At 40.8% G+C, this 22,434-nt stretch carries 17 protein-coding genes; 11 read left to right on the plus strand and 6 right to left on the minus strand.

All coding sequences use genetic code 11. From position 1 onward, the window contains the following. The first annotated feature begins 8 nt into the window (after positions 1-8). The gene (gene djlA, locus AN393_RS15965) at positions 9-869 is read left to right on the plus strand and encodes a co-chaperone DjlA (protein ID WP_055016410.1); all 861 of its coding nucleotides are present in this window, start codon (positions 9-11) and stop codon (positions 867-869) included. Here djlA and AN393_RS15970 read toward each other — a convergent pair. Continuing rightward, positions 852-1,802, minus strand: a complete 951-nt coding sequence (locus AN393_RS15970; protein ID WP_082422764.1) for a DUF3530 family protein — start codon at positions 1,800-1,802, stop codon at positions 852-854. The two genes, djlA and AN393_RS15970, sit on opposite strands and share 18 nt — an antisense overlap. An 81-nt stretch (positions 1,803-1,883) precedes the next feature. Further along, on the minus strand, positions 1,884-2,537 hold the full coding sequence (rluA, locus tag AN393_RS15975) for a bifunctional tRNA pseudouridine(32) synthase/23S rRNA pseudouridine(746) synthase RluA (RefSeq protein ID WP_055016411.1): 654 nt from the start codon (positions 2,535-2,537) through the stop codon (positions 1,884-1,886). 136 nt (positions 2,538-2,673) lie between these two features. Here rluA and AN393_RS15980 point away from each other — a divergent pair, with 136 nt between their 5' ends. Further along, complete coding sequence (locus tag AN393_RS15980; protein ID WP_055018589.1) at positions 2,674-2,901, plus strand: hypothetical protein; 228 nt, start codon at positions 2,674-2,676, stop codon at positions 2,899-2,901. Further along, positions 2,901-3,188, plus strand: coding sequence for a type II toxin-antitoxin system RelE/ParE family toxin (locus AN393_RS15985; protein WP_055018590.1), 288 nt, complete (start codon positions 2,901-2,903; stop codon positions 3,186-3,188). The genes AN393_RS15980 and AN393_RS15985 overlap by 1 nt, the downstream gene beginning before the upstream one ends. A gap of 105 nt (positions 3,189-3,293) precedes the next feature. Here the strand turns inward: AN393_RS15985 and rapA are convergent, their stop codons facing one another. Next, positions 3,294-6,188 (minus strand): RNA polymerase-associated protein RapA, encoded by a 2,895-nt coding sequence (gene rapA, locus AN393_RS15990; protein ID WP_055018591.1) that lies wholly within the window; start codon positions 6,186-6,188, stop codon positions 3,294-3,296. A 306-nt stretch (positions 6,189-6,494) separates the two neighbouring features. Here rapA and AN393_RS15995 point away from each other — a divergent pair, with 306 nt between their 5' ends. The 3 genes from AN393_RS15995 to AN393_RS16005 all read left to right on the plus strand — a co-directional run bounded on the left by AN393_RS15995 (position 6,495) and on the right by AN393_RS16005 (position 12,639). Continuing rightward, on the plus strand, positions 6,495-7,892 hold the full coding sequence (locus AN393_RS15995; RefSeq protein WP_055016415.1) for a PhoH family protein: 1,398 nt from the start codon (positions 6,495-6,497) through the stop codon (positions 7,890-7,892). Between the two features lie 66 nt (positions 7,893-7,958). Continuing rightward, positions 7,959-11,750 (plus strand): PAS domain-containing hybrid sensor histidine kinase/response regulator, encoded by a 3,792-nt coding sequence (locus AN393_RS16000; protein WP_055018592.1) that lies wholly within the window; start codon positions 7,959-7,961, stop codon positions 11,748-11,750. Next, positions 11,734-12,639 carry a diguanylate cyclase gene (locus AN393_RS16005; RefSeq protein ID WP_055016417.1) on the plus strand — a complete coding sequence of 302 codons (906 nt, stop codon included), beginning with the start codon at positions 11,734-11,736 and terminating at the stop codon, positions 12,637-12,639. Before AN393_RS16000 ends, AN393_RS16005 begins: the two co-directional genes overlap by 17 nt. Positions 12,640-12,729: 90 nt before the next feature. Here the strand turns inward: AN393_RS16005 and AN393_RS16010 are convergent, their stop codons facing one another. Both AN393_RS16010 and AN393_RS16015 read right to left on the minus strand, forming a co-directional pair. Continuing rightward, complete coding sequence (locus tag AN393_RS16010; RefSeq protein ID WP_055016418.1) at positions 12,730-13,110, minus strand: DUF3192 domain-containing protein; 381 nt, start codon at positions 13,108-13,110, stop codon at positions 12,730-12,732. Between the two features lie 214 nt (positions 13,111-13,324). Next, complete coding sequence (locus AN393_RS16015; RefSeq protein ID WP_055018593.1) at positions 13,325-14,269, minus strand: D-2-hydroxyacid dehydrogenase; 945 nt, start codon at positions 14,267-14,269, stop codon at positions 13,325-13,327. A gap of 429 nt (positions 14,270-14,698) precedes the next feature. Here AN393_RS16015 and AN393_RS16020 point away from each other — a divergent pair, with 429 nt between their 5' ends. Further along, entirely contained in the window at positions 14,699-15,838 is a 1,140-nt protein-coding gene (locus AN393_RS16020) for a 1-acyl-sn-glycerol-3-phosphate acyltransferase (protein WP_055018599.1), read from the plus strand. A gap of 102 nt (positions 15,839-15,940) precedes the next feature. Further along, entirely contained in the window at positions 15,941-16,186 is a 246-nt protein-coding gene (locus AN393_RS16025; RefSeq protein WP_055016420.1) for a DUF1289 domain-containing protein, read from the plus strand. Between the two features lie 15 nt (positions 16,187-16,201). Here AN393_RS16025 and AN393_RS16030 read toward each other — a convergent pair whose 3' ends face one another. Continuing rightward, positions 16,202-16,900, minus strand: a complete 699-nt coding sequence (locus tag AN393_RS16030) for an ABC transporter substrate-binding protein (protein WP_055018594.1) — start codon at positions 16,898-16,900, stop codon at positions 16,202-16,204. Positions 16,901-17,057: 157 nt separating this feature from the next. On the opposite strand from AN393_RS16030, the gene AN393_RS16035 reads away from it, so the two are divergent. From AN393_RS16035 to AN393_RS16045, 3 genes are read left to right on the plus strand one after another with little or no spacing between them, the layout of a single operon-like run. Continuing rightward, positions 17,058-17,261 carry a DUF3283 family protein gene (locus tag AN393_RS16035; protein WP_055016422.1) on the plus strand — a complete coding sequence of 68 codons (204 nt, stop codon included), beginning with the start codon at positions 17,058-17,060 and terminating at the stop codon, positions 17,259-17,261. A 1-nt stretch (position 17,262) separates the two neighbouring features. Next, positions 17,263-17,664, plus strand: coding sequence for a GNAT family N-acetyltransferase (locus AN393_RS16040; RefSeq protein WP_055016423.1), 402 nt, complete (start codon positions 17,263-17,265; stop codon positions 17,662-17,664). Positions 17,665-17,684: 20 nt separating this feature from the next. Continuing rightward, positions 17,685-22,187: an EAL domain-containing protein gene (locus tag AN393_RS16045; protein ID WP_055018595.1), complete on the plus strand. Its 4,503-nt coding sequence runs from the start codon at positions 17,685-17,687 to the stop codon at positions 22,185-22,187. Positions 22,188-22,434 lie beyond the last annotated feature (247 nt).

Here is a 22,434-nt window from a genome sequence, read left to right on the forward strand (position 1 = left end):
TTAATTAGATGTGGGGAAAAATACTCGGTTTTTGTTTTGGCTTTATGTTTGGCAAGATTTTTGGTGCCATTTTAGGTTTATACCTCGGCCATTTATTTGATAAAAGCTTAAAAAACGATTTTGATAAAGCCGGGGGCTTTTCAGGTTTGTTTAAAGGTGATGATGTGAATGAGCGTCAGGCGTTGTTTTTTTCGAGCTGTTTTGCAGTTATGGGGCATATAGCAAAGTCGAACGGTCGCGTAAGCGAAGTGCACATAAAAGCGGCAAGTATGTTTATGGACGAAATGGGGCTAAAAGGCGACGAACGTCGCGAAGCTCAACATGCATTTCAATCTGGTAAAGACAGCGACTTTTCGATTAAAGAAACGGTACATGACTTTAAAGAACGTTTTGCAAAACGTTACGACTTACTGCAATTGTTCTTAGAAATTCAAATTCAAATGGCATTTTCAGATGGCGTACTCGCAGAGCAAGAAAAACAGCTGTTACAAGAGGTAAGTAAACAATTGGGTATTTCTAAAACCCATTTTGCTTTTATTCTTAAGCGCTACCAAGCTGAATTTAGTTTTAGACAGCAACAACAACAGTATAAGCAACAGCAGCAAGGTCAAAGTAGCAGTTACCGTGAAGGAACTGGCCATCATGTGCCCCCTAATAACAGCATGAACCGCTCCCAGGCCTTGGCTTTATTAGGGTTAAGTAGCGACGCGACGCAACGAGATATTAAAGTCGCGTATCGTAAATTAATGGCGCAGCATCATCCTGATAAATTAGTCTCTCAAGGGCTGCCTAAGCACATGATGGAAGTAGCTGTTAAAAAAAGCCAAGATATTCAAGCGGCTTACGAGTATTTAAAAAAGGCGGCGTAAAAAGCCGTCTATTATTTTGCTTAAGCGAGCATGCTGCTCTGGCGCATCGCGTAGGCCAAACAGTTGGCGCTGACGGTAATCAAATTTAGCATTACGATTTACCCAGCGCTGACGGTTTTTAAGGCTCATAAGTATATCGGTATTATCATTTGCATAGTAAATATCAAGCAAAGCGGGGGTCACTAGGGATGACGTTTGCGCTAAACCCTTATTGCGCTGTGTATTGGGTAAATAACTACTTAAACTTATAAACGCATCTATTCGCGAGTCAGGAAAGTTTGCATAGTATTCTAGCAATACTCCCGCACTGGTACCTTGTGCTATAACGACAATATTATTTGGCTCGCTCATCGCGTTTTGATAGAGCGCCTCATAACGCATTATTAAATTAGTTTTGTAGTTACTTAGTACCTCATCACTCACCAAATCAATGGCATTAACAAAATGTGGCTCTTGGGCTGCTGTGGCTGCATCGTCGCTGTTATTTTGCGCCGTTTCTGTAGGGGCTTCATTTTGCGCGGGCTTAGTTGATTGGGTCGCTGATTGTGCAGGCGCAGCCATGTTACTTGCTTGCCAATCTATATCGGGTACTGTCATGGCGTAGGTTGTGTAACCTAAATTAGTAAGCGCTTTTCGCAGGTAACTCATGCCAGCATTGCTGGTGGGGGTCGAGTTCCAATCAGGAATGAGTAATACAATGCCTCTAAACTCGCGGCTCATGTATTCGCTATACAAGCTTAAAAACTCTGTATCACCAGCAAGTATGGGTTTAATTTCATCATTGGGTAGTAGGCGTTTTATATCGCTATTTTCGATACTTGATAAAGCAGGCGGTGATATATGCTCTGCAGCACTGGCATAGGCGCTTAAGCATAACGCCGAGCAACAACATACACTGTGTAGTGTTTTTTTGATTAGCCGCGCAAATATCATAGTAAGCCCAAAACATAAGTAATAACTAAGTATCGGCGCGCTAAGGTAAAAGTTTAGTACTAACTTTGTGAGCTTTACCTATTAAAAATCGGGCTCTACCTCAAAGGTCATTACTTGCTCGGTCACGGGGTGTTTTAGTTGCAACATTTGTGCATGCAGTTGTAAACGTGGTGCCGCGGCTAGGGCCTCTTTATGGGCATAAAGTCTATCGCCCAGTATTGGGTGGCCAAGGCTTAGCATGTGCACGCGTAATTGGTGTGAGCGCCCTGTAATTGGCGTGAGCTCTACACGTGTTGCGTGCGCTTCTTTTGCCAGTATTTTAAAGTGAGTGAGCGAGGGCTTACCGTTTTCATGATCAACCATTTGCTTAGGGCGATTAGGCCAATCACATATAAGGGGTAAATCAACCGACCCAGTATCTTGCTCAAGTTGGCCGTAAACACGTGCAATATAGCGTTTTGCCGTTTCACGCTCTTGAAACTGCATACTTAAATGCCGATGCGCAGCCTTATTCATAGCAAGGCAAAGTATGCCTGAGGTTGCCATATCTAGGCGGTGCACTATTTTAGCTGTAGGAAAAACACGGTTAACGCGATTAATTAAGCTATCGGCATGTTTTGGATCTTTACCTGGGACGGTTAAAAGTTCGCTGGGTTTATTAACGATGAGCAAGTCGTCATCTTGGTGCAGTATTGTTAAATACGGACTCATTGGGGGATTGTAATTAACTAACACGGCCGACCTCAGTAATTTTGCAGGGCGCTATTTTAGTGGAGCGAGCGCAAAGCCTCAAGGGAAAAGGTAAAAGTTTAATTGCATGCTTTTTAATCTGGTGTAAAATTACACCAACCTAAAGTTATGGGAACATATTATGGCAAGGCAAAGTATTTCACTTACTGAACAAAATGATTTATGGCTACGTAATCACGTTGAAAACATAGGTGATTATGCTAATAAAAGTGAATTGGTGAACGATTTAATTCGCCGTGCAAGAAGGGCTGAAGCTATAAACAGTAAGCTTGCTAACGCAGAAAAAAGCGATTTTAACGCTCAATCTGCCGATCAAATGTTAGTAGAATTTAAAGCAAGCATTAAGTAGTGCGCACATTTAAACTTTCAAACGATGCCAAAGAGGATTTACGTCGCATTTATCAATATGACTGTCACGCATTTTCACAACAGCAAGCGGATAATTATTTTTATAGTTTCTTCTCTATGTTTGAAAAACTAGCAGCAAATCCTTATTCATACCAATCAGTTGATCATATACGCACAGGCTATCGACGTGCCGTTTGTGGCTCAGATAGCATTTATTACAGAATTACAGAAACTGATGTTGAAATAATGGCTATATTAGGTGGCCAAGATACTGATGAGTGGTTCTAGAGGTGAATGTAAAAAGCACGGCCTGTAAACCGTGCTTTTAAAATTGTAGTTTAGCTACACCTGATCTAACGACTGACAGCTATAAACTGAAAGCTCAAAAAAACCTTAGTGCGAAACCACAATTAAACGTATTGCATCAAGCTTTAACTGGGCTTTTTGAATATGCGTTGTCAGCTCGCTGCGCTGCTTATCGAAGAAGGTAATTTCTTCTTGGCGAATATTAGGGTTAATTTGCTTAAGCGCTTCAAGGCGGGCTTGTTCTTCGCCTAGGGTGCTTTGCATTTTTTCAAGAGATGCACTGCGTATAACCTCAAGCTGCTGCTGCGCCATGTCTTTTGCGGTGTTGATCATTGGATGAACCGCACCTTGTAAAGCACCTGCTAATTTACTTGCTGTTTGGCGACCAACGGCTGAAAGCTGCTGGTTAAAGCTATCAAACGCTACATTTTCACCTAGGTTATTACTGGCTTTATCAAGCAATATGCGAATAGGCGTTGGTGGTAAAAAGCGTCCTACTTGCAGGGCTTTTGGTGCCATAGCTTCGGCTACAAAAATCAGCTCAACAAAAAAGGTGCCTGGCGGCAATTTTTTGTTTTTAAGCAAAGCAACCGATGCGCTACCAAAGTCATCATCACAAATCATATCCATGGTGCCCTGCACCATAGGGTGATCCCAGCTAATAAAGTGGACATCTTCTTGCGAAAGGGCGGTGTCGCGGTCAAATGTCACCGTCATGCCATCATCTTTTAAGCTTGGGAACGATGCACTTAGCATATGCTCTGTTGGCTTTAAAATAATGGTGTTTTCGCCTTTGTCTTCTTGGCTTACGCCAAATGTGTCGAATACGTTGATCATGTAACTTGGTAACTCAAATTGGTTATCAAGTGCTTCAATTTCTTCTACCAATGAATCAGCTGCACCTTGGCCAGATGAATGTAGCTCTAATAGGCGGTCACGGCCACTTTCCATTTGCTTGCGTAGCACGGCATTTTGTTTGGCTACTTGCTCAAGTAGGGGGTCGAGCTCTTCTTCATCACAATTATGAGCAGCAATGTAGTCAAGTAGGTCTTCACTAAATTCTTTATACAATAACTGGACAGTGGTTGATGTGCTTTCAAATGCATCAAGGCCTTCGTTGTACCAACGCAGTAATACTTCTTGCGCTGTATTTTCAAAATACGGCACATGAATATTAACATCTTTTGTTTGCCCAATACGGTCTAATCGACCGATACGTTGTTCAAGTAAGTCAGGGTTTAGTGGTAAATCAAATAACACTAAGTGATGTGAAAACTGGAAGTTACGTCCTTCTGAGCCAATCTCTGAACAAAGCAGTATTTGTGCGTTGTCGTATTCATCAGCAAAAAAGGCTGCCGCGCGGTCGCGCTCTATAATCGACATGCCCTCATGGAACACAGAGGCTTTTATTGCTTCACGCTCACGCAAAATTTGCTCAAGGCTGATAGCGGTTTCGGCTTTGGCACAAATAAGCAGTACTTTTTCGTGCTTTAGGGTCTTAAGTGTGTCGATTAACCAATCTACACGTGGATCAAATGCACCCCAGCTAGCACTTTCACCTTCAAACTCTTGAAATATTTTTTCAGGGAATAGCGCGCGTTGTGCGCTTAGCTCTGCACTTTGTATACCGCTCATGCTGCCAAGTACTGACATGGCTGTTTTATATTGCTTTGGCAGTGCCATTGGATAAGCATGTAATTTACGGCTAGGGTAGCCATCAATTCCGCTGCGGCTGTTTCTAAATAAAATACGACCTGTGCCGTGACGGTCAAGCAGCATGTTAAGTATTTCTTTACGCGCCGGTAAATCACCTTGCTGCGCTTTTTCAAGCACATCGGTAATATCGGTTTCTTTTAATAGCTCAATGAGTGTGGCTTTGGCTGCATCATCAAGGGCCTGCGCTTGCAGTAGCTGATTAGCCGCTTCGGCAACGTCTTTATAGTTTGCTTCTTCTTCTTTGAATACGTCGTAGTCGTAAAATCTATCTGGGTCGAGTAATTGTAAGCGGGCAAAGTGGCTACGGTGGCCAAGTTGGTCAGGCGTTGCTGTTAATAAAATAAGCCCCGGAATATCTTGGCTAAGTTCAGCCATGCGTTGATATTCGGTGCTTGGTTTTCCGTTATTAATGCTTAAGTGGTGCGCTTCATCAACAACGAGTAAATCCCAATCAGCCAATGTGGCTTGTTCAAACCAGCGTTTTTTCTTGGTTAAAAACTCAAGGCTGGTAAGGACTAACTGCTCGGTATCAAATACGTTTGGTGAGTCGGCAAAGGCTTCATCGCAACGCTCTTCATCAAAAATAGAAAAACGTAAATTAAAGCGGCGTAGCATTTCTACTAACCATTGGTGTTGCAGGTTTTCTGGCACCACAATAAGTACACGGCTTGCTCTGCCGCTAATGATTTGTTGGTGTAGTATCATGCCTGCTTCAATGGTTTTACCAAGACCTACTTCATCTGAGAGAAGTACACGTGGGGCAAAACGTTTACCTACTTCTTGTGCAATATAAAGCTGATGCGGAATAAGGTTAGCACGCTGGCCAATTAAGCCCTTTATAGGCGATTGCTGGCGTTCAAATTGGTGTTGCCAAGTTTGGTAACGTAAGGTGTAGCGATCAAAACGATCTACTTGGCCTGCGAATAAACGATCTTGTGGCTTATTAAACTTAATAAAATGATCTAAAAAGGTCTCTTTTAGCTTTGCTTCTTCGCCGGTATCAACGCGCGTACCCACGTAACAAAGTAGTTCACCTTGCACTTCAATAGACTCTACTTCTAATTCCCATTCTTCAACGCTTTTGATCACATCACCTGGATTAAATGCCACACGGGTAACCGGTGCTTCTGCTGTAGAATAAACACGGTTTTCACCACTGGCAGGAAATAAAATGCTGACCTGGCGGCCTTCAATGGCAACTACTGTGCCTAATCCTAAATCTGACTCTGTATCACTGATCCAACGCTGACCTAAGGAAAAATTCATGTATGTCTCGTCTATGAAGAAAAAGGCGGCTATGTTACCTGTTACATAACACCACTGCAAGGCGCTATTTGGCTCACTTTTAATTAATTTTATAAGTGCGAATTAATCCCATTAACAGTGCTAACAAATGGCTCTTTTTTAGGTAAATAAAAACTATATTGTGTTTGTAATAAAACGGACTTTTATGACAAATAGACTAAACTTAGATTATGCCTTAGCAATTAAGTATTGCAGGTTTGAATTAAGGCCCGTTTTACTTAGTTATTTTGGTATAGCATAAAAATCATAAAACGTAAGGAAAGTGCTATGGAAAAAGCTTCGAACCTTGAAAGTAAAATGTATGTGCTAGACACCAATGTATTACTCCACGAACCCCTCGCTTATTTGTCTTTCCAAGAACATAACGTTGTTATTCCCATGACTGTCTTAGAAGAGCTTGATCACATTAAAGACAGAAAACACGACGTAAGCCGCGATGCACGAGTGGCTATTCGTGGTTTAGATGAGGTATTAAAAAATGCCACACCAGAGCAAATGTTGCAGGGTGTTGCGTTGCCTAGTAATAAAAAGGCAAAGGCTGATTCAACCGGCACGCTCATTATTGTAAATGACCACCTTTTTGCAGATTCTATTTCTGGTTTACCGGGGGATGAAAACGACCACCGCATTATTAACTGTGCCGTGTATTTACAAAAGCAGCACAGCGATTCAAAAATTGTATTGGTGACAAAAGATATAAATATGCGCCTTAAAGCCAAGGGGGCAGGCCTTAAATATGTTGAAGATTACCGTACCGACCAGCTCATTGATGATATTGCTTTATTAACCAGTGGCTATAAAAAAATAGAAGGAGACTTTTGGCAGCATGTAGGGCAATGCGAAACTCTGCAGCATGGCCGTGATACTTTTCATTATGTGGCTAAAAACTTAATCCCAGATGTGTTTTGCAATGAGTATATACTTGATGGCAGTGAGCACTTTGCTGCGCGGGTCAAATCGTACGATAACGAACGTATTAAATTAAAAGATATTAGTGTTGAGCGTTTAATGCACCAGCAAGCGTGGGGAGTTAAACCTAAAAATATTTACCAAGGTATGGCACTCGACGCCTTATTAGACCCCAGCATTGAGCTGGTTATTTTAACCGGCCCAGCAGGGTGCGGTAAAACATTACTGGCACTGGCCAGTGCGCTTGAAATGGTGATTGAACGTGGGATTTATGACAAGGTTATCGTTACGCGAAATACCCCAGAAATAGCGGAGTCTATCGGTTTTTTACCAGGAACCGAAGAAGAGAAAATGGCGCCATGGTTAGCGGCAATTACCGATACGCTTGAGGTGTTACACAAAGGCGATGAAAACCCAATTTCTAGCCGTAACTACATAATGGAAAAAGCTAATGTGCAGTTTAAGTCGGTTAACTTTATGCGTGGCCGTAGTATTCAAAACGCGGTGGTAATTTTGGATGAAAGCCAAAATTTAACTGCATCTCAGCTTAAAACCATTATTACCCGTTGTGGTGAAGGAACAAAACTAATCTGTAGCGGTAATTTAGCACAAATAGACAGCAATTATTTAACCCCTGTGACCTCCGGTCTTACTTATATTGTGGAACGCTTTAAAGACTTTGAAGGCAGTGCGACGGTGAATTTAAATGGCGTAGTGCGCAGCCGTTTGGCCTCCTTTGCAGAAGAAAATTTATAACTTGCGCAGAACAATTTGGCCCGATAGTCTAGTGGCTGACTATCGGGCCAAAACTTAGGCAAAACGTTGAAATTTTTACCTCTAAAAGACTATTACCGCTCTTTATCTGTAGCGTTGTTTGTTCCCTTATTTGTGGCATTTTTATTGTGCTTGCATTTGTATAATATAAAAGTTGATCGCGCCATAGAAAAACGTCAAGCCGATTTTGAGCAAGTGTCAGCTCAAGTTAGTCATATCATGAGCTCGGTAAATGACTTTTTCGACAATGCCTTTATATCGTATCAACAACTGGGTGTTGAGCAATTTAATCGAAACTTACTTGAAGGTATAAATCAATACGACAATTACTACTACCGCCATTTTAGCGAACGCCGAGGTGAAATAGTGGGTAAAGGGCAGTTTGCTTTTTCTAACCGTGCGTTGATTCAGTGGCAGCAAGCTACAACCCTTAGTCCGACTTTTAATACTGCCTTATCGCTTATGCAATCCTTATCAGCCGTTGCCTATGTCGATGAAGCGGGGTTTGCGTATGTTGTGAGGCGTAACAAAAGCCAAAGCACCATGCTTAATAAAATTTTAAATGGGAGTTTTAAGCCCGCATTTTCACCTGATCAGCTTACCTCCAGCCCCATAGTAAAAATACGCGATAGCGCCTACTTTGCTATTGGCCGTAAAAAGCAGCCTAACTCGTCCAGCTACATCATTTTAATTTATGATTTAGAAGCTATGTCTGACTGGCTTAAAAAAGTAGCACCAAGCGAAGGCGAATATGTATTTATGAACCAGTCGCATCAAGTTATAGCCAGCTCAGTAAAACAATTAAACGAAGCCGCAGCATTAAAAGACTATTGGCCTGAGCTTGCTCATGATAATGAAAAAATAAACCTAGCCAATAACACACACGCACAGTTTTTTATGCAAGCAATGGGGAATTTGCCCATTCATGCCGCCTTTTATGAGCCGCAAATAAACGTCATCACGCCAATTAAGTATGAGGTACTTTTGGAGTTTGTATTTTTAACGTTATTTTTAAGCTTAATGTTTGCTGTGTTTTTTTGGCTAAGCCAGCGTATTTTTGTAAGGCCAATGACGCATTTAATGCAATATTTTGAGCAAAATGATGCCCCCAAAGCCGCCCTTTCTAATTATCCCATTCCTTTAAATTGGCAGCCTTGGTTTTCTCGGGTTAAATATGTATTTGATAAAAATGCACAGTTAGTCGAGTCGTTACAAGAGGCTAATAAAGAGCTCGATGAGCAATTACAGCTGCAATCACAAAAGCTAAAACGCAGTTATGAAGCAAAAGAGCGGCATTTGGCATTATTAAATACCATGCTAAATAGTGTGCCTGATCTTATTTACTTTAAAAATATTGATGGTTCTTTTTTAGGCTGTAATAAAGCTTTTGAAGCTTATGTAGGAAAAGAGCAAGCAATTTTAGTCGGTAAACGTATTGAAGATTTAGACAGCGACGATTTACAGTTAAGCCTACTTGAAAAGCAAGTTTTGCAAACAAAAAGTAGCATTGAACAACGCATAGATAGCACCGACAAATCTTATCAATTAACGATTGCGCCATTTTATAATGAGCACCAACATTTATTGGGCACTATGGGGATTGGGCGAGACATTACTGAACAGCAACAAACTTTATCGGCTTTAAAAGCCTCAGAATCTAAGTTTAGAAGCGCGATAGAATTTGCAGCAAACAGCGTGGTGCTGCTCTCGCTTGAACACACCATATTGCAGGTTAATAAAGCGGCTCGTAAGTTGTTTTCACAGCAAGATATTTTAACTGGTGAGCCACTAAAAATGTTATTTGATGAAGCGCAGTGGCAAGAAATAAAAAATGCGCTTTGCCATTTATTAGATGATAAAAAGCGGGTCTACCATTTAACGCTCTCGCAAGGAAAACTAACAAATTGGCTGCAGCTAAGTGTGTCGTTGGTGTGGGATGAAAATCGGGACCCTTCTTATTACGTTATTCATATTCAAGATGTCAGTGCGCTGACTAAAGCAAAGCATGATGCAGAGCGTGCAACAATAGCCAAAAGCCGCTTTATCGCTAACTTAAGCCATGAGATACGCACGCCTCTAAACGCTGTGTTAGGGCTATTAGATATGATAGTGGAACAGGGATTAACAAATAAGCAATTGCAACAAACTAAGCAAGCTAAAAACGCGGCGCAAAGCTTATTGTTAATGCTAAACCGGATGCTTGATTTTGCCCGTGTTGAGAGTTCGCAAGCACAAATTAAACCGGTGCCTTTTTGTTTAGTTGAACTGATTGATATTTGTGAGAGCTTAACAGCGCCCCTGTGTGAAAATAAAGGGTTAAGCTTTAATATTGAAGTAGACCCACTCATAACTCCCGCGCTCGTTGGTGACTCGATCCGTTTACAGCAAATATTAGGTAACTTACTCACTAATGCCGTTAAGTTTACTAATAAAGGCAGTATTACCTTAAAATTGGTACTTGAAGAAGATGATGCTTTAGATAGGCAGCGTATATCTTTTCATGTCATAGACAGTGGGGTGGGGATTGCCAAAGCAGACCAACTGCGACTGTTTGATGCGTTTACTCAAGGGGATGAATCATCTACACGTATCCACCAAGGAGTAGGGCTTGGTTTGGCCATAGTAAAGCATGGCGTTGCATTGATGGGCGGCGAAATTGCTATTAATAGTGATAAAGGCCATGGCTGTGAGTTTTACTTTACTTTATCGCTTGCAGTAGATACGGCTAAAAATAGTGTATTTATGCCTGATACATTAGCTGTTGTGAGCGATGAGACAGCACAACTAAACGAGGTTGTTAATGCTTATTCGCAAGTGGCTGCTATTCACTTAGAAGAGGCAATACGCTACCCAATAAAGCTTGCTGACGCCCAGCAACTGATTATTGATGAAAGTACGTTGAACGATTTATTAAATGTTGAATCTATAAACGAAACGCTCAGCGCCAACGCATACCCTGTGGTTGTCGTTAATCATGAGCACACATTAGCATTGCCTTGTACTACCCAAATCAACGCACAGCATGTTAAAGCCTCAGCGTTAGCACAACGATTAATGAGCTTAAACGCGAATGCGGGGGATGAACACGTTGCATCAGCCAGCAATCATGAAGCGCTAAAAAAAGATATATCGGGTTTACTTATCATGGCGGTTGATGATAACCCACTTAACTTAGACATTATTAGCAGTGTATTAAAGCAAGCCCAAGTTAATGTAGTTACAGTCACCAATGCCCCCGAGGCAATAGAGCTGCTACAAATATTAAAGCCGGATTTAATTTTGATGGATGTGCAAATGCCGCATATTGACGGTTGCCAAGCAACACAATTAATTCGCCAACAGTTTGACGCACGCCAACTGCCTATTTTTGCTTTAACAGCACATTGTGAGCCTGCAGATGTTGAGCGTTCTCTTAATAGTGGTATGAATAAGCATTTAACAAAACCTGTGGTAGCTAAGGTTTTGATAGATGCAATTAGGGACGTAGACTTTACAAAACCTAAGTTTTACGACCAAAACTTTGCGCTTACCCAGTTTAATTTTGATGAAACTTTACTGGCAACTATGGTCGGGAAGTTTGCAAAGTTATGTGACACCCAATTACAGCAAATTGAGGAAAATACCCAGCGGGATGAAGTGGTACGCTTAGTGCATAGCATAAAAGGGGTTGCGGGTAACTTAGGGTTTATTAGGCTTTCACTGTGTGCAAAACAATGTGAAGCGCATCTTAAAACAACTAACGAGCCTGTTCAGCAAAGTTTAAAAGAGCTGATCACACAGCTAAAACAAGTGATTATATTTATTGAAACCTTAGGGGGACGGGATGCCGAAAAAAGCTAAAATACTGATTGTGGATGATGATCCTCTTAATCGGCTTGTGCTTGAAAAAACACTGGGCACGGAGCATGACGTATTTTTAGTCGAAAGCGGCGAAAAAGCGCTCACCTTTATTAAATTAAATCAGGTCGATTTAATTATTTTAGATGTGGTAATGCCAGGCATTGATGGTTACGAAGTGCTTGTGCAGCTTAAAGAAAACCCTATTACGCAATCTATCCCTATCGTGTTTATATCGGCTAATAATAGCCACACCGATGAAGCCAAAGGGCTTGAGTTAGGTGCAATGGATTACATCACTAAGCCCTTTAATGCATCTATAGTAAAAGTGAGAGTTCGTAATCAATTACTTATTAAGCAAAAAAATGATTTGCTTGAGATGCTTGCCTCCATTGATGGCTTAACAGAAATACCCAACAGGCGTTATTTAGACGAAAACCTCTCTCGCGAATGGCGCAGAAGCAAACGTAATGGCTCATGCTTATCTGTTTTATTAATGGATATCGATCACTTTAAACGCTATAACGACTGCTATGGACATCGTGCTGGTGATGAGTGTTTAAAGCAGGTTGCGCAAGCCTTAGCAGCGCAATGTGAGCGTAGTACTGACTTTATAGCGCGTTACGGGGGGGAAGAGTTTGCAGCGGTCTTACCCGATGTTAATAAACAACAGGCATTAGCCTTTGCACAAAAGCTAAGAAAAGCGGTAAACAATTTAAATATAGAGCACAAAGCATCTTTAAATGCAGATCATATTACAATTAGTATTGGTATTGCGAGTATGGAAAACGGCAACGCCAGTGCCGAGCAGGCTTTACTTGAACAAGCTGACCTAGGGCTATATGCCGCAAAAGATGCAGGTCGTGATCAGGTGGTTGCGCTTAACTTGTAATATGGCTGTGTTTTCACAAAGCCTTGTTTAAATCGGCCCCACACATTATGTTATTACCGAGCGGGGCAACTATATTTTACTAGCACGTTGTTATTTGGTGATCATACCCAGCGCGCTTTCACCAATACCCACCAATTTATCATTTTTAAACACCAACGGTGTGCACTCATCTTTTGTTGTTTTTCCATCAGAGTGAATACTATGCGTCATGTAATAAAGTACCTGATACACATCACCGTCTTTTTTTAACAGTTCGGTAAAGCTTGGCGTTTTTAATTGTGCTAAAACAGATTGGTAGCTGCTATCCATTTTTAGATCGGCAATTGCTTCGCGGTTTTTTTTATGATGCTGTTGCCAACTTGATGAGTCATTCCCTGCCCAGTGCGTTTCTGCTTCGCCATCTGATACGGCAATAACACAACCGGTTAGAAACGGGGCAATAAGTGCTGCAGCTAAAAGTGATTTTTTCATTGTTATAGTCCTTGATGAGTTTTAATTTAATTATTTACTCATTCAAGGCAAGTAATAGGCCAATATAACAAAGAGTTAAAATTCAATAGCTTATGATTTTGTGACTATTTTTAAATGATGAATTATAAAAATCATTAGTAAAAACAGCCACTTTTTAGTTTTTTTAACGATTAGGCTAATTTAGGTCAATTAAATATAGTATAGCCAAAATACGTTACACTAAACGATTACGAGATTCACCGTTAGTAAAGGCTGCTATGTTTAAGCTCACCTCATTAATTAAGCGTACGATTGACTCTGTGCTTGCCCAGGCTATGTGAGGGGTAAGCAGCAAGTTTTCGCCGGTGTAATTTGCTAGTGGGTTGGTGAGCTCTGCTGGCTCTTTTGTTAGTACATCAACGCCTGCTCCAGCAATTAAATTTTGCTCAAGCGCTGTTACTAGGTCGGCTTCGTTTATAATGCCACCGCGGGCGGTATTAATAATAATACTGCTGGGTTTCATCATTTTTAGCTCATCTAACGAAATTAAATCGCGTGTCTCATCAGTTAGCGGGCAGTGCACGCTAATTATATCAGCGGTTTTTAATACTTCTTCGAAAGGTGTGCGGTCTTTCCTACAAGGCGCACCATTACGCTCTGCCACCACTACATTTGCGCCAAATGCTTGTGCTACTGTGGCTACACCTTTACCCAGCGTGCCGCCACCTATAATGGCAAATGTTTTACCTTGTAAATCATTAAAGCTGTAGTCTAATCTGCAAAACATCTCGCTTTTTTGCCATGCACCTTGCTGACAATCGCGTTGATAGCGATGCGTATTACCTAATAAATTAGTTACCAACGAAAACGTGTGCTGTACAACCGAAGGGGTTGAGTAGCCTGCTACGTTGGTAACGGCAATACCAAATTCTTCAGCGGCGTTTAAATCAACATTATTAGTGCCTGTTGCACTTACGCATATAAGCTTAAGTGTTTTAAGTTGGCTTATCGTATCGCGATTTAGCACAACCTTGTTGGTAATAAGGACGTCCGCGCCTTGGCTGTGAGCAACAACTTGCTCAGGTGAGGTAAGTTCGTAAGTCGTTAGCTCACCTAGTTCTTCAATGCAAGTTAACGAGGTTTTAGCTAAAGTAGCGTTATCGAGAATGGTGATTTTCATTGTGTGTCCTATCTAAATGCGTACCGTAAAATGACAAGAGTGTTTAAGGTACTACGAATACACACTTATGTTAATGCTATTACTACCAAATGCTTAGTACAAAAAGTCAGGCTATTGATAAAAGTCTAAATTGGCTGGTCTGCCCACTCAAATATAAATAACATGATATTTTAGCGGGCTATATCGCTGGGGCCTGTTTTTCTTTTGAGGTTGAACTTACTTACCCATGAAAGGTCAGCAAGCCTTATTAAAGTTGATAAGACTAAAAAACAATGCACCAACTTCTTTTTGCGTGGTCATAAACTGAAATGGCTCGCAAATAAGCATAACCAATTGGCTATTTCTTATTTAAGAGTGGCTGAGTTATAATCAAAATTATATATAAACGGTACGTTTTGCGTGCCGTTTTTTAACATTGTAGATGCAGTAATGAGTGAATTAGAAGATAAGTACGCAGACATAAGACCTTACAACGACGACGAAGTTGCGGCCTCGCTAGCGCGTTTAATTAACGATAATGCGTTTATTGATGTAATAGCAAAGTACAACTTGCCGCGCTTTATATCGGCTATACCTTTTATTGCTCGCGCACTGGTGAGAAGCCAGTTACGAAAAAAATGGGGTAAATTTACGAGCGTTGAAGATGTGCAAAACGAAGTTGCAGAGTATTTAGATAAACTTATAAAACGCACTACCTCAAAAGTCACCTTTTCGGGTTTAGATAAATTAGACCCACAGCAGGCGTATTTATTTATATCAAACCATCGCGACATAGTGCTGGACCCTGCACTAGTGAACTGGGGGTTGTATCAGCACAATATGAAGACGGTGCGCATAGCAATTGGCGATAATTTATTGCAAATACCCTATATCACCGAGCTGATGCGTTTAAATAAAAGCTTTATCGTTAAGCGCTCAGCCAAAGCACCTAAAGAGATGCTTAAGGCGCTTACGCAGTTATCATCATATATTTATGACTCGTTAGCGGCAGGAAACTCTATTTGGATTGCCCAAAAAGAAGGCCGTGCAAAAGATGGATTTGATCAAACAGATCCTGCGCTTCTAAAAATGCTGCAACTGAATGGCCGTAAACAAAAGAAAGAGTTTGGTGAGTACATTAAAGAGTTAAAAATTGTTCCGGTGTCTATTTCTTACCAGTATGAGCCTTGTGCAATTTCTAAAGCAAAAGAGCTTTACCATAAACAGCAACATGGTGAATACGTAAAATCAGCTGGCGAAGACATTGCAAGTATTGTTGAAGGGTTTAGCTCTGCCAAAGGGCATGTACACTTAGCTTTTGGAGAGCCAGTGCAAAGCGGCTGCGATGATGCCGATGAGCTAGCGCAAACAATTGATAAGCACATTGTTGAGTCTTTTTACTTACACCCAGGTAATTACATTGCCGGTGGTTGCAAGCAAGCAGTAATTAATGAGCCGGATACCGCCACCTTTGAGCAGCGTTTAGCCTTGGTGCCTGAAGAGCTAAAGCCACTTGTTTTAGCCATGTATGCAAAGCCATTTCAACGTAAAGCTGAAATCACAAACAAAGCATGTGAGGAAAGCCATTAGGCAGCTTTGTTGGCGTAAAAAAAGCAGCGTAAACGCTGCTTTTTTTTTGTACATAAATAACGCTATACTCGTACAAAGTAATTAATCTACTTAGGGGGCACAATGCAACAAATTGAAATATTTGATATTCCAAGCCCCTGTAAAAGTATTTGCCAAGTAAATAACCGAGGCTATTGTAAAGGTTGCTACCGAAGCCGGGATGAGCGCTTTAATTGGAACACATTAACCAACGCGCAAAAAAAGAAAGTACTTAGCTTATGCCAGCAGCGCTACAAACGGTATTTGCAAAAGCGCCAAGCAGCCCAATCTCAAACTACTTTGGACAAACAACAAGGCTTTGAATTTTAAACCTAGTGTGACTTATTAATATTTTAAATTATACTTTGCACGCAACGCGCGAGCAGTACCGTTATTGTGCAATTTATTTAAAGCATTCAATAATTTACTTACCAAAGCCGCGTGCTTTTTATGTACATAATGATAGAGCGAAAACGTACTTAGCAGCTGGGTTTGCATGCACGTCTCAGGCAGGGCAAAGTTATCGGCTTTAAGTACAAAATCGAGCATAATTACCCCCTCAACTTTATGTTGGGCTAGTAGGTTAAGTTGGGTTGTAATATTTTTTACTTCAATAATATTGCCGTTAAATTTTTGCTCTTTCAAATAATGGTGTTGAACCGGATAACCCGACAAAACCGCAATACTATCGAGCTTATCGAGAGTATTGGGTTGGCAGTTTTTAAATAGCAAAAGCTTATAGTCAAACAGCGGATAGTTAATTCTAATTAGGTTTTGATTATCTGCTTCTATGCTTATGTCACGCCCAAGTTGGCCGTCTAACACCCCATTATTGGCTGCTAATAATGCATTTTGGCGATTAAAATCAATTATGTGTACTTCGTAGTTAAGTTCTTTATAGGCTAATGTGAGTAAAGCGAGCGCATAGCTTGCTTGAGCTGAGTCGGCGGGGCGGTTAAATATAACGCTATTGTGATTGGCGAGTGTGATTTTACTAAAAAATAAAACGACTAATAAAAACAAAGCATTGGGTTGTATCTGCAAGATTACTTCCGTTTAAAATGGGGATAGGGACAAATGATCGTCGCAAATAATAACAAAATAGTCTGCTTTTTGCCCATGTTTGTTGCTTTTTAAACAGTAAATAGTATCAAATATACGTATAATAAATGCGGATAATTAACCGTACTTAGGAGTGGTTGTGAGTTTTAACTTATGTGCTTTACCTCGAGAGCAAAAATACCAGATTCAATTAGATTACGAGGCATCATTTTGGGCTTATCAAATTAAACGTAATAAAAAAACACGTGAACAAGTTTACAACACCATTCATAGCCGCCCGGTGGCTGAGCAAGCATTTTTAAAGCAACAGTTTGAGCAGTATTTGGCGTTAATGCTAAGCTAGTATGTACACAGTACAAATATTAGACGCACTTAAAACTCCATTAGTTAATAAGTTTTATGCACAGTATAGCGTAAGAGGGCGTGCCAATAAGCAAGATCAGGTTTGGGTTGTTTACAAAGGAATGCACATAGTTGCGGCGTGTCGGATTCAAAATAAACACGACTTCTTATTTTTATCGACCGTATTTGTTGCCCCTCAGCATCGTAGTAAAGGGCTGGCAACACAACTTGTAAGTGCTGCAGTAAAACACCAGCCCCTACCACTTTACACCTTTGCTTATAAAAGTATTACAGCTTTATATATGGGCCTTGGTTTTAACCAGGTATTAACATATACTCCTGGTTTAAAAGCACTTTTTGATATTTATGCTCATCGAAATATAGTTGCTCTCGAATACCTATAACAAAAACAACGGACCAAGCCATGAGTAAAGGCGTTAACGGGATCATTAGTTGCTTTATAGCTTTAATTGCTATATTTAGTTGCCAAGTGGGCGCACAAGTAAAGCGTTTATCTCCCAGCGAGGGCCTTTCGCAAAGCTATGTGAATACTATGCTGCTTGATAATAACGGTTATTTATGGCTCTCTACGGAAGGGGGGTTAAATCGTTACGATGGCTACCAAGTTGTTTCAATTAACGGCCCTAATGGCGAGCTTGAAGAAGCTATTATTGATTGTGTTTATCAAGACCCCGCGGGCAATATTTGGATAGCTTCTTTACTCGCTGGTTTATTCAAATATGACCCCACTACTGATACCTACCAGCAGTTTATTTCCCAGCCTACCAGCGAAAAACAAATTTTAAGCCAATCGGTATTTAGTATGGTCGCTGTTGATGACAAGACTTTGTGGATTGGGCGTGGACGCGATTTTGCTAAATTAGATATCGAAACAGGTAAAATAACGAGCTTATTTGAGTTGCCTAAAGAATACGAAAACACCTTAGTAAGAGAGCTTTTTCATCATAATGGGTATATTTTTATAGGTACTAGCCATGGCGCGTTTGTATTTGATATTGCTTCTGAGCAAATTAGAGCGTTGCAGCATTTAAAAAGCAAAGCTGAACATATTTACCAAAACAACGTAAAGTCGTTTTCTGTAATAGAAAACAACCAGTTGCTAGTTGGTACCGTCAAGGGGTTATATCAAGTTGATATTAGCGATTTGCCGGGCATGTTTGAACGCCCCGACTTAGCATTTAAAAACAAAGCCATTATTGCCGATTTAAATGTATGGCGCATTATTAACGAAGGCGAAGAGCTAGATCTAGCGACCAATAAAGGGCTTTTTAGATTTAATTTAAATACGAAAGAGTTAGTAAAAAACACCCGTATAACGCAAAGTAAATACAGCCTATCTGATACCAGTATGATAGACATGGTTAAAGATAAATCGGGTGGCTATTGGCTAGCTACAAAAACCGATGGTGCATTTTATCTGTCTAATAATACCTACCACTTTAGCAATATAGATGGTAGCCAACTGGGGGGGGATGGCCTTTCTCATCCTTCGGTTTGGGGCATTACGGAGTACGATAACAGTCTGTGGCTTGCAACACACAATGGCTTAACTGAAATTGACTTGAGTACTCACACCAGCAAGGTTTACTTAAAAGACTATAAAGTCGACTTATTGACTACTGAATTTAGCATTTATGAAGCTATTCCCTACAAAGATAAGTTATGGTTACATACAAACAGAGGGTTATTTGAATTTGACCCTGTAACCCATCAAATTAACGAGCCAACCTTAAGTAATCCTAGCAATAGAGACTTTATACAGGGTTGGGTGCATGGTGTTACTTTAATGCCAAACGGTGATTTATACTATGTGCACTCAGATCATGGCATGTTTAGATACAATATCGACACCCAGAAAGTCACCCGATTAGAAGGGGCTTTTAGCAAAATAGAACCGTTTTTGGCGCATGGTTTTTCGCCAGCGCTGGCAACCAAGCCCGATATGCCACTGTTTTTTAATGCGGGTATTTTGTACCAAGTAAATCCAACCACATTAACGTTAAACACCATTTATAAAGTGCCAAAACAACACGACAATGTGGCTATTAATGTGCTTTCTTACGTGGTAGATAACAATGGTATTTTATGGATTTCGCTTTCTAACTTTGGCTTGATAGGACTTGATGCTAAAAGCTATGAGTTAGTGCACACCGTTGATTTAGAAAAAAACAAGCTAGGTACCTTACTTTACGACATGGTACTGGATGATGATGGTATGATTTGGATGAGTAGTCATAAAGGTATATGGCGACTAAACCCAGAAACACTTCATTTTCAGCAGTTTTCTACATCAGAAGGACTGCTTTCAGCTGAGTTTAACAGCAGTGCTATGGCGCACCTAAAAGATGGCCGAATTGCCTATGGTAGCTTAAAGGGCATTACGTATTTTCATCCAATGGAAAATCAAAATTACCATTCATTAATTGACCACGTAAATATCACTCGGGTTGATTTAATGTCGCGTGATTTATCTATCGATTTAAAACAGCCACTCAATGAAATAGTACTCAATCATGATGATATCGGTTTAGAAGTGGCGTTTTCAGCAATGGCGTTTAGCTATCAAGAGCGCATAATTTATGAGTATCAGCTTGATGATGGGCAAAAAACGTACACGCGTAATAATAATCGGGTGTTATTTCCAAAATTAAACCCAGGTAATTACCAATTAAAGGTATGGGCTAAAGACCCGCTTACAGGCGAGTATACTCCGCCTGCAGTATTAAAAATTCGTGTTAAGTATCCACTGTGGCGAGCACCGTATTTTATAGTGCTTTATGCTATTTTGTTTATAGCATTTATTGCTTTTTGGGTAATGCGCCGCAACAAAGTTCAGCGCATCTTATTAGCGGCAAATAAAGAAAGTAAAGAAAGTGAAGCGCGCTTAAAATTAGCCTTAGAGGGAAGTGAATCAGGTATGTGGGATTGGCAGTCAACATCCAGTAGTATTTACCAACCTCGCTTATGTAATGAACTTGGGTATGATCAAGAAAGTGTAAGCCTAGATGATTACCTCGCTAAAATTCACCCGCAAGATAAAGCGCTTTTTAGATTAGAATGGTTAGAGTTTCTATCAACCGACAAAGGCTACTTTAATTGCACCTATCGCTTACGCCACGCTAAAGGCTATTGGCGTTGGTATAAAGATTTTGGCAAAGTGGTGGAGTGGAGCGGTCAGGCTCCTAAAAAAGTAGCGGGTACTTACACCAATATGACCCGCGAGATGGTGTTTGAAGAGCATGCGCGTTTGTTTACCGCAGCATTTGAGCAAACACGTGATTGGGTGTTTATTCTTGATAAAAACTTTACGGTTCGCGCCTCAAACAAATCATTGCAAACGGCCTTTAACTTTCCGAGTGAGCCACGCTCTAGCCGTGCCCTTAATTTAGGTATATCGCGAAGCAACCGCTTTGACTACCTGCGGATAATGCAAAAACTTAATGTAGGTGAGCACTTTTCGTGTGAAGACTTAGTTACCCTCGCCAGTGGCGAGCAGCGCCATGTATTAGTAAAAATCAGTGCAGTGGCCGACACAGAACATCGCTTAAGCAGTTACGTTATTATTTTAACCGATATTCATGCACAAAAATTGGCCGAAAATGAGCTACATATTTTAGCTAATTACGATTCCTTAACCGGTTTACCTAATCGCATGCTGTTTAACGACAGGGTTGAGCATGCTATTGAGCAAGCACAAAATCATCAATGCAAAGTCGCTATGCTGCATGTAAATATTAAGCGGTTTAAATACTTTAATGATTCATTTGGACGTGAAGCGGCGGATGAGCTAATAAAGCAAGTGGCTAAGCGCATTAAACGCGCATTACGCCCATCAGCCAGTGTGGCCCGCTTTGGCGGCGATGAATTTGTTGTGCTGGTGGAAGATGTGCAACAAATTGAAGAAGTGCTACTTATTTGCTCTAAATTGATAGACTCTGTCAGCCAAAATATGGAATTTAATGGCCAGGTGGTAAACGTTAATTTAAGCATAGGTGTTGCAATAGCACCTGATGACGCTCTCGATCACGCAGCGCTTTTAAAAGCTGCGAGTATCGCGCTGTATCATGCAAAAGAGTCCCTCGAAAGTAGTTATAAGTTTTACAAGCAGGAGATGAACCAACATGTACAAAAAGCACTGCATTTAGAGTCGTTGCTCACTAAAGCATACCAAGAAGAACAGTTTTGTAATTATTATCAGCCCATAGTGAATTCGCGCACTCAGCAAACCGAAGGCTTTGAAGTGTTATTACGCTGGCCTGAAAACACGCTAGTGCCAACGCAAGAATTTTCTTTAGCGGCTGAGAGCATTGGCTTAATAACAAAAATAATGCTGCAGACCTTTACCCGTGCGTTACAAGCGCTTAAACAATGGCGAGAAATATCGCCACAATTGTACTTGTCGATTAACCTCTCTGCGCTTGATTTTGAATACGAAGAGCTGGTAACTGAAATCCATAAGGCACTTACAAAGGCTGATGTACCTTCAGACGCGATAGTGTTTGAAATCACTGAGTCTATTTTAATGCGCGACTCAAAACGAGCACTACATAGCATGGAAATGCTGAAAAAACTTGGCTGTAAACTCTACATGGATGACTTTGGTACAGGCTATGCCTCACTCACGTATTTAAAACGTTTTCCTATTGATGTATTGAAAATAGATAGAAGCTTTGTGCAAGATATTGGTGTGGACTCTGATGATGAAGCGATTATTCAATCAACGCTCACCTTAGCGCATAGCCTAGGTAAAGAGTGTGTGGCTGAAGGCATTGAAAACACACAACAACTACAGTTTTTAAATCAGTTAGGCTGTAGGCATTTTCAGGGCTATTTATTTAGTAAGCCAGTACCAAAAGAAGCTGTTCCCGCACTGATCAAACAAGATTGGAGTAACATATTTAATTAGGGCGTGTTGAACTTTGGTGGTTGAATTTTCAGCAGTTGTTTGGTTTTTAGGCAAGCCAGAGCCTATGAAGTGTGGTTACTCCCCATAAATAGGCGATAACGCAGCATAAATGCCAAACATGCGCTGCCCTTCGGGTTCTGCCTAGGGTCGATAAACTCTTTGTTGCCTACATGGATGTAGGTAAGGGGCGTGAGCAGGACGCGGAAGCTTTACTCGGTTTTTACTTATTCTTACATGGATGTAAGTC

Source organism: Pseudoalteromonas sp. P1-25, from assembly GCF_001401805.1.
In the GTDB taxonomy this organism is placed as follows: domain Bacteria; phylum Pseudomonadota; class Gammaproteobacteria; order Enterobacterales; family Alteromonadaceae; genus Pseudoalteromonas.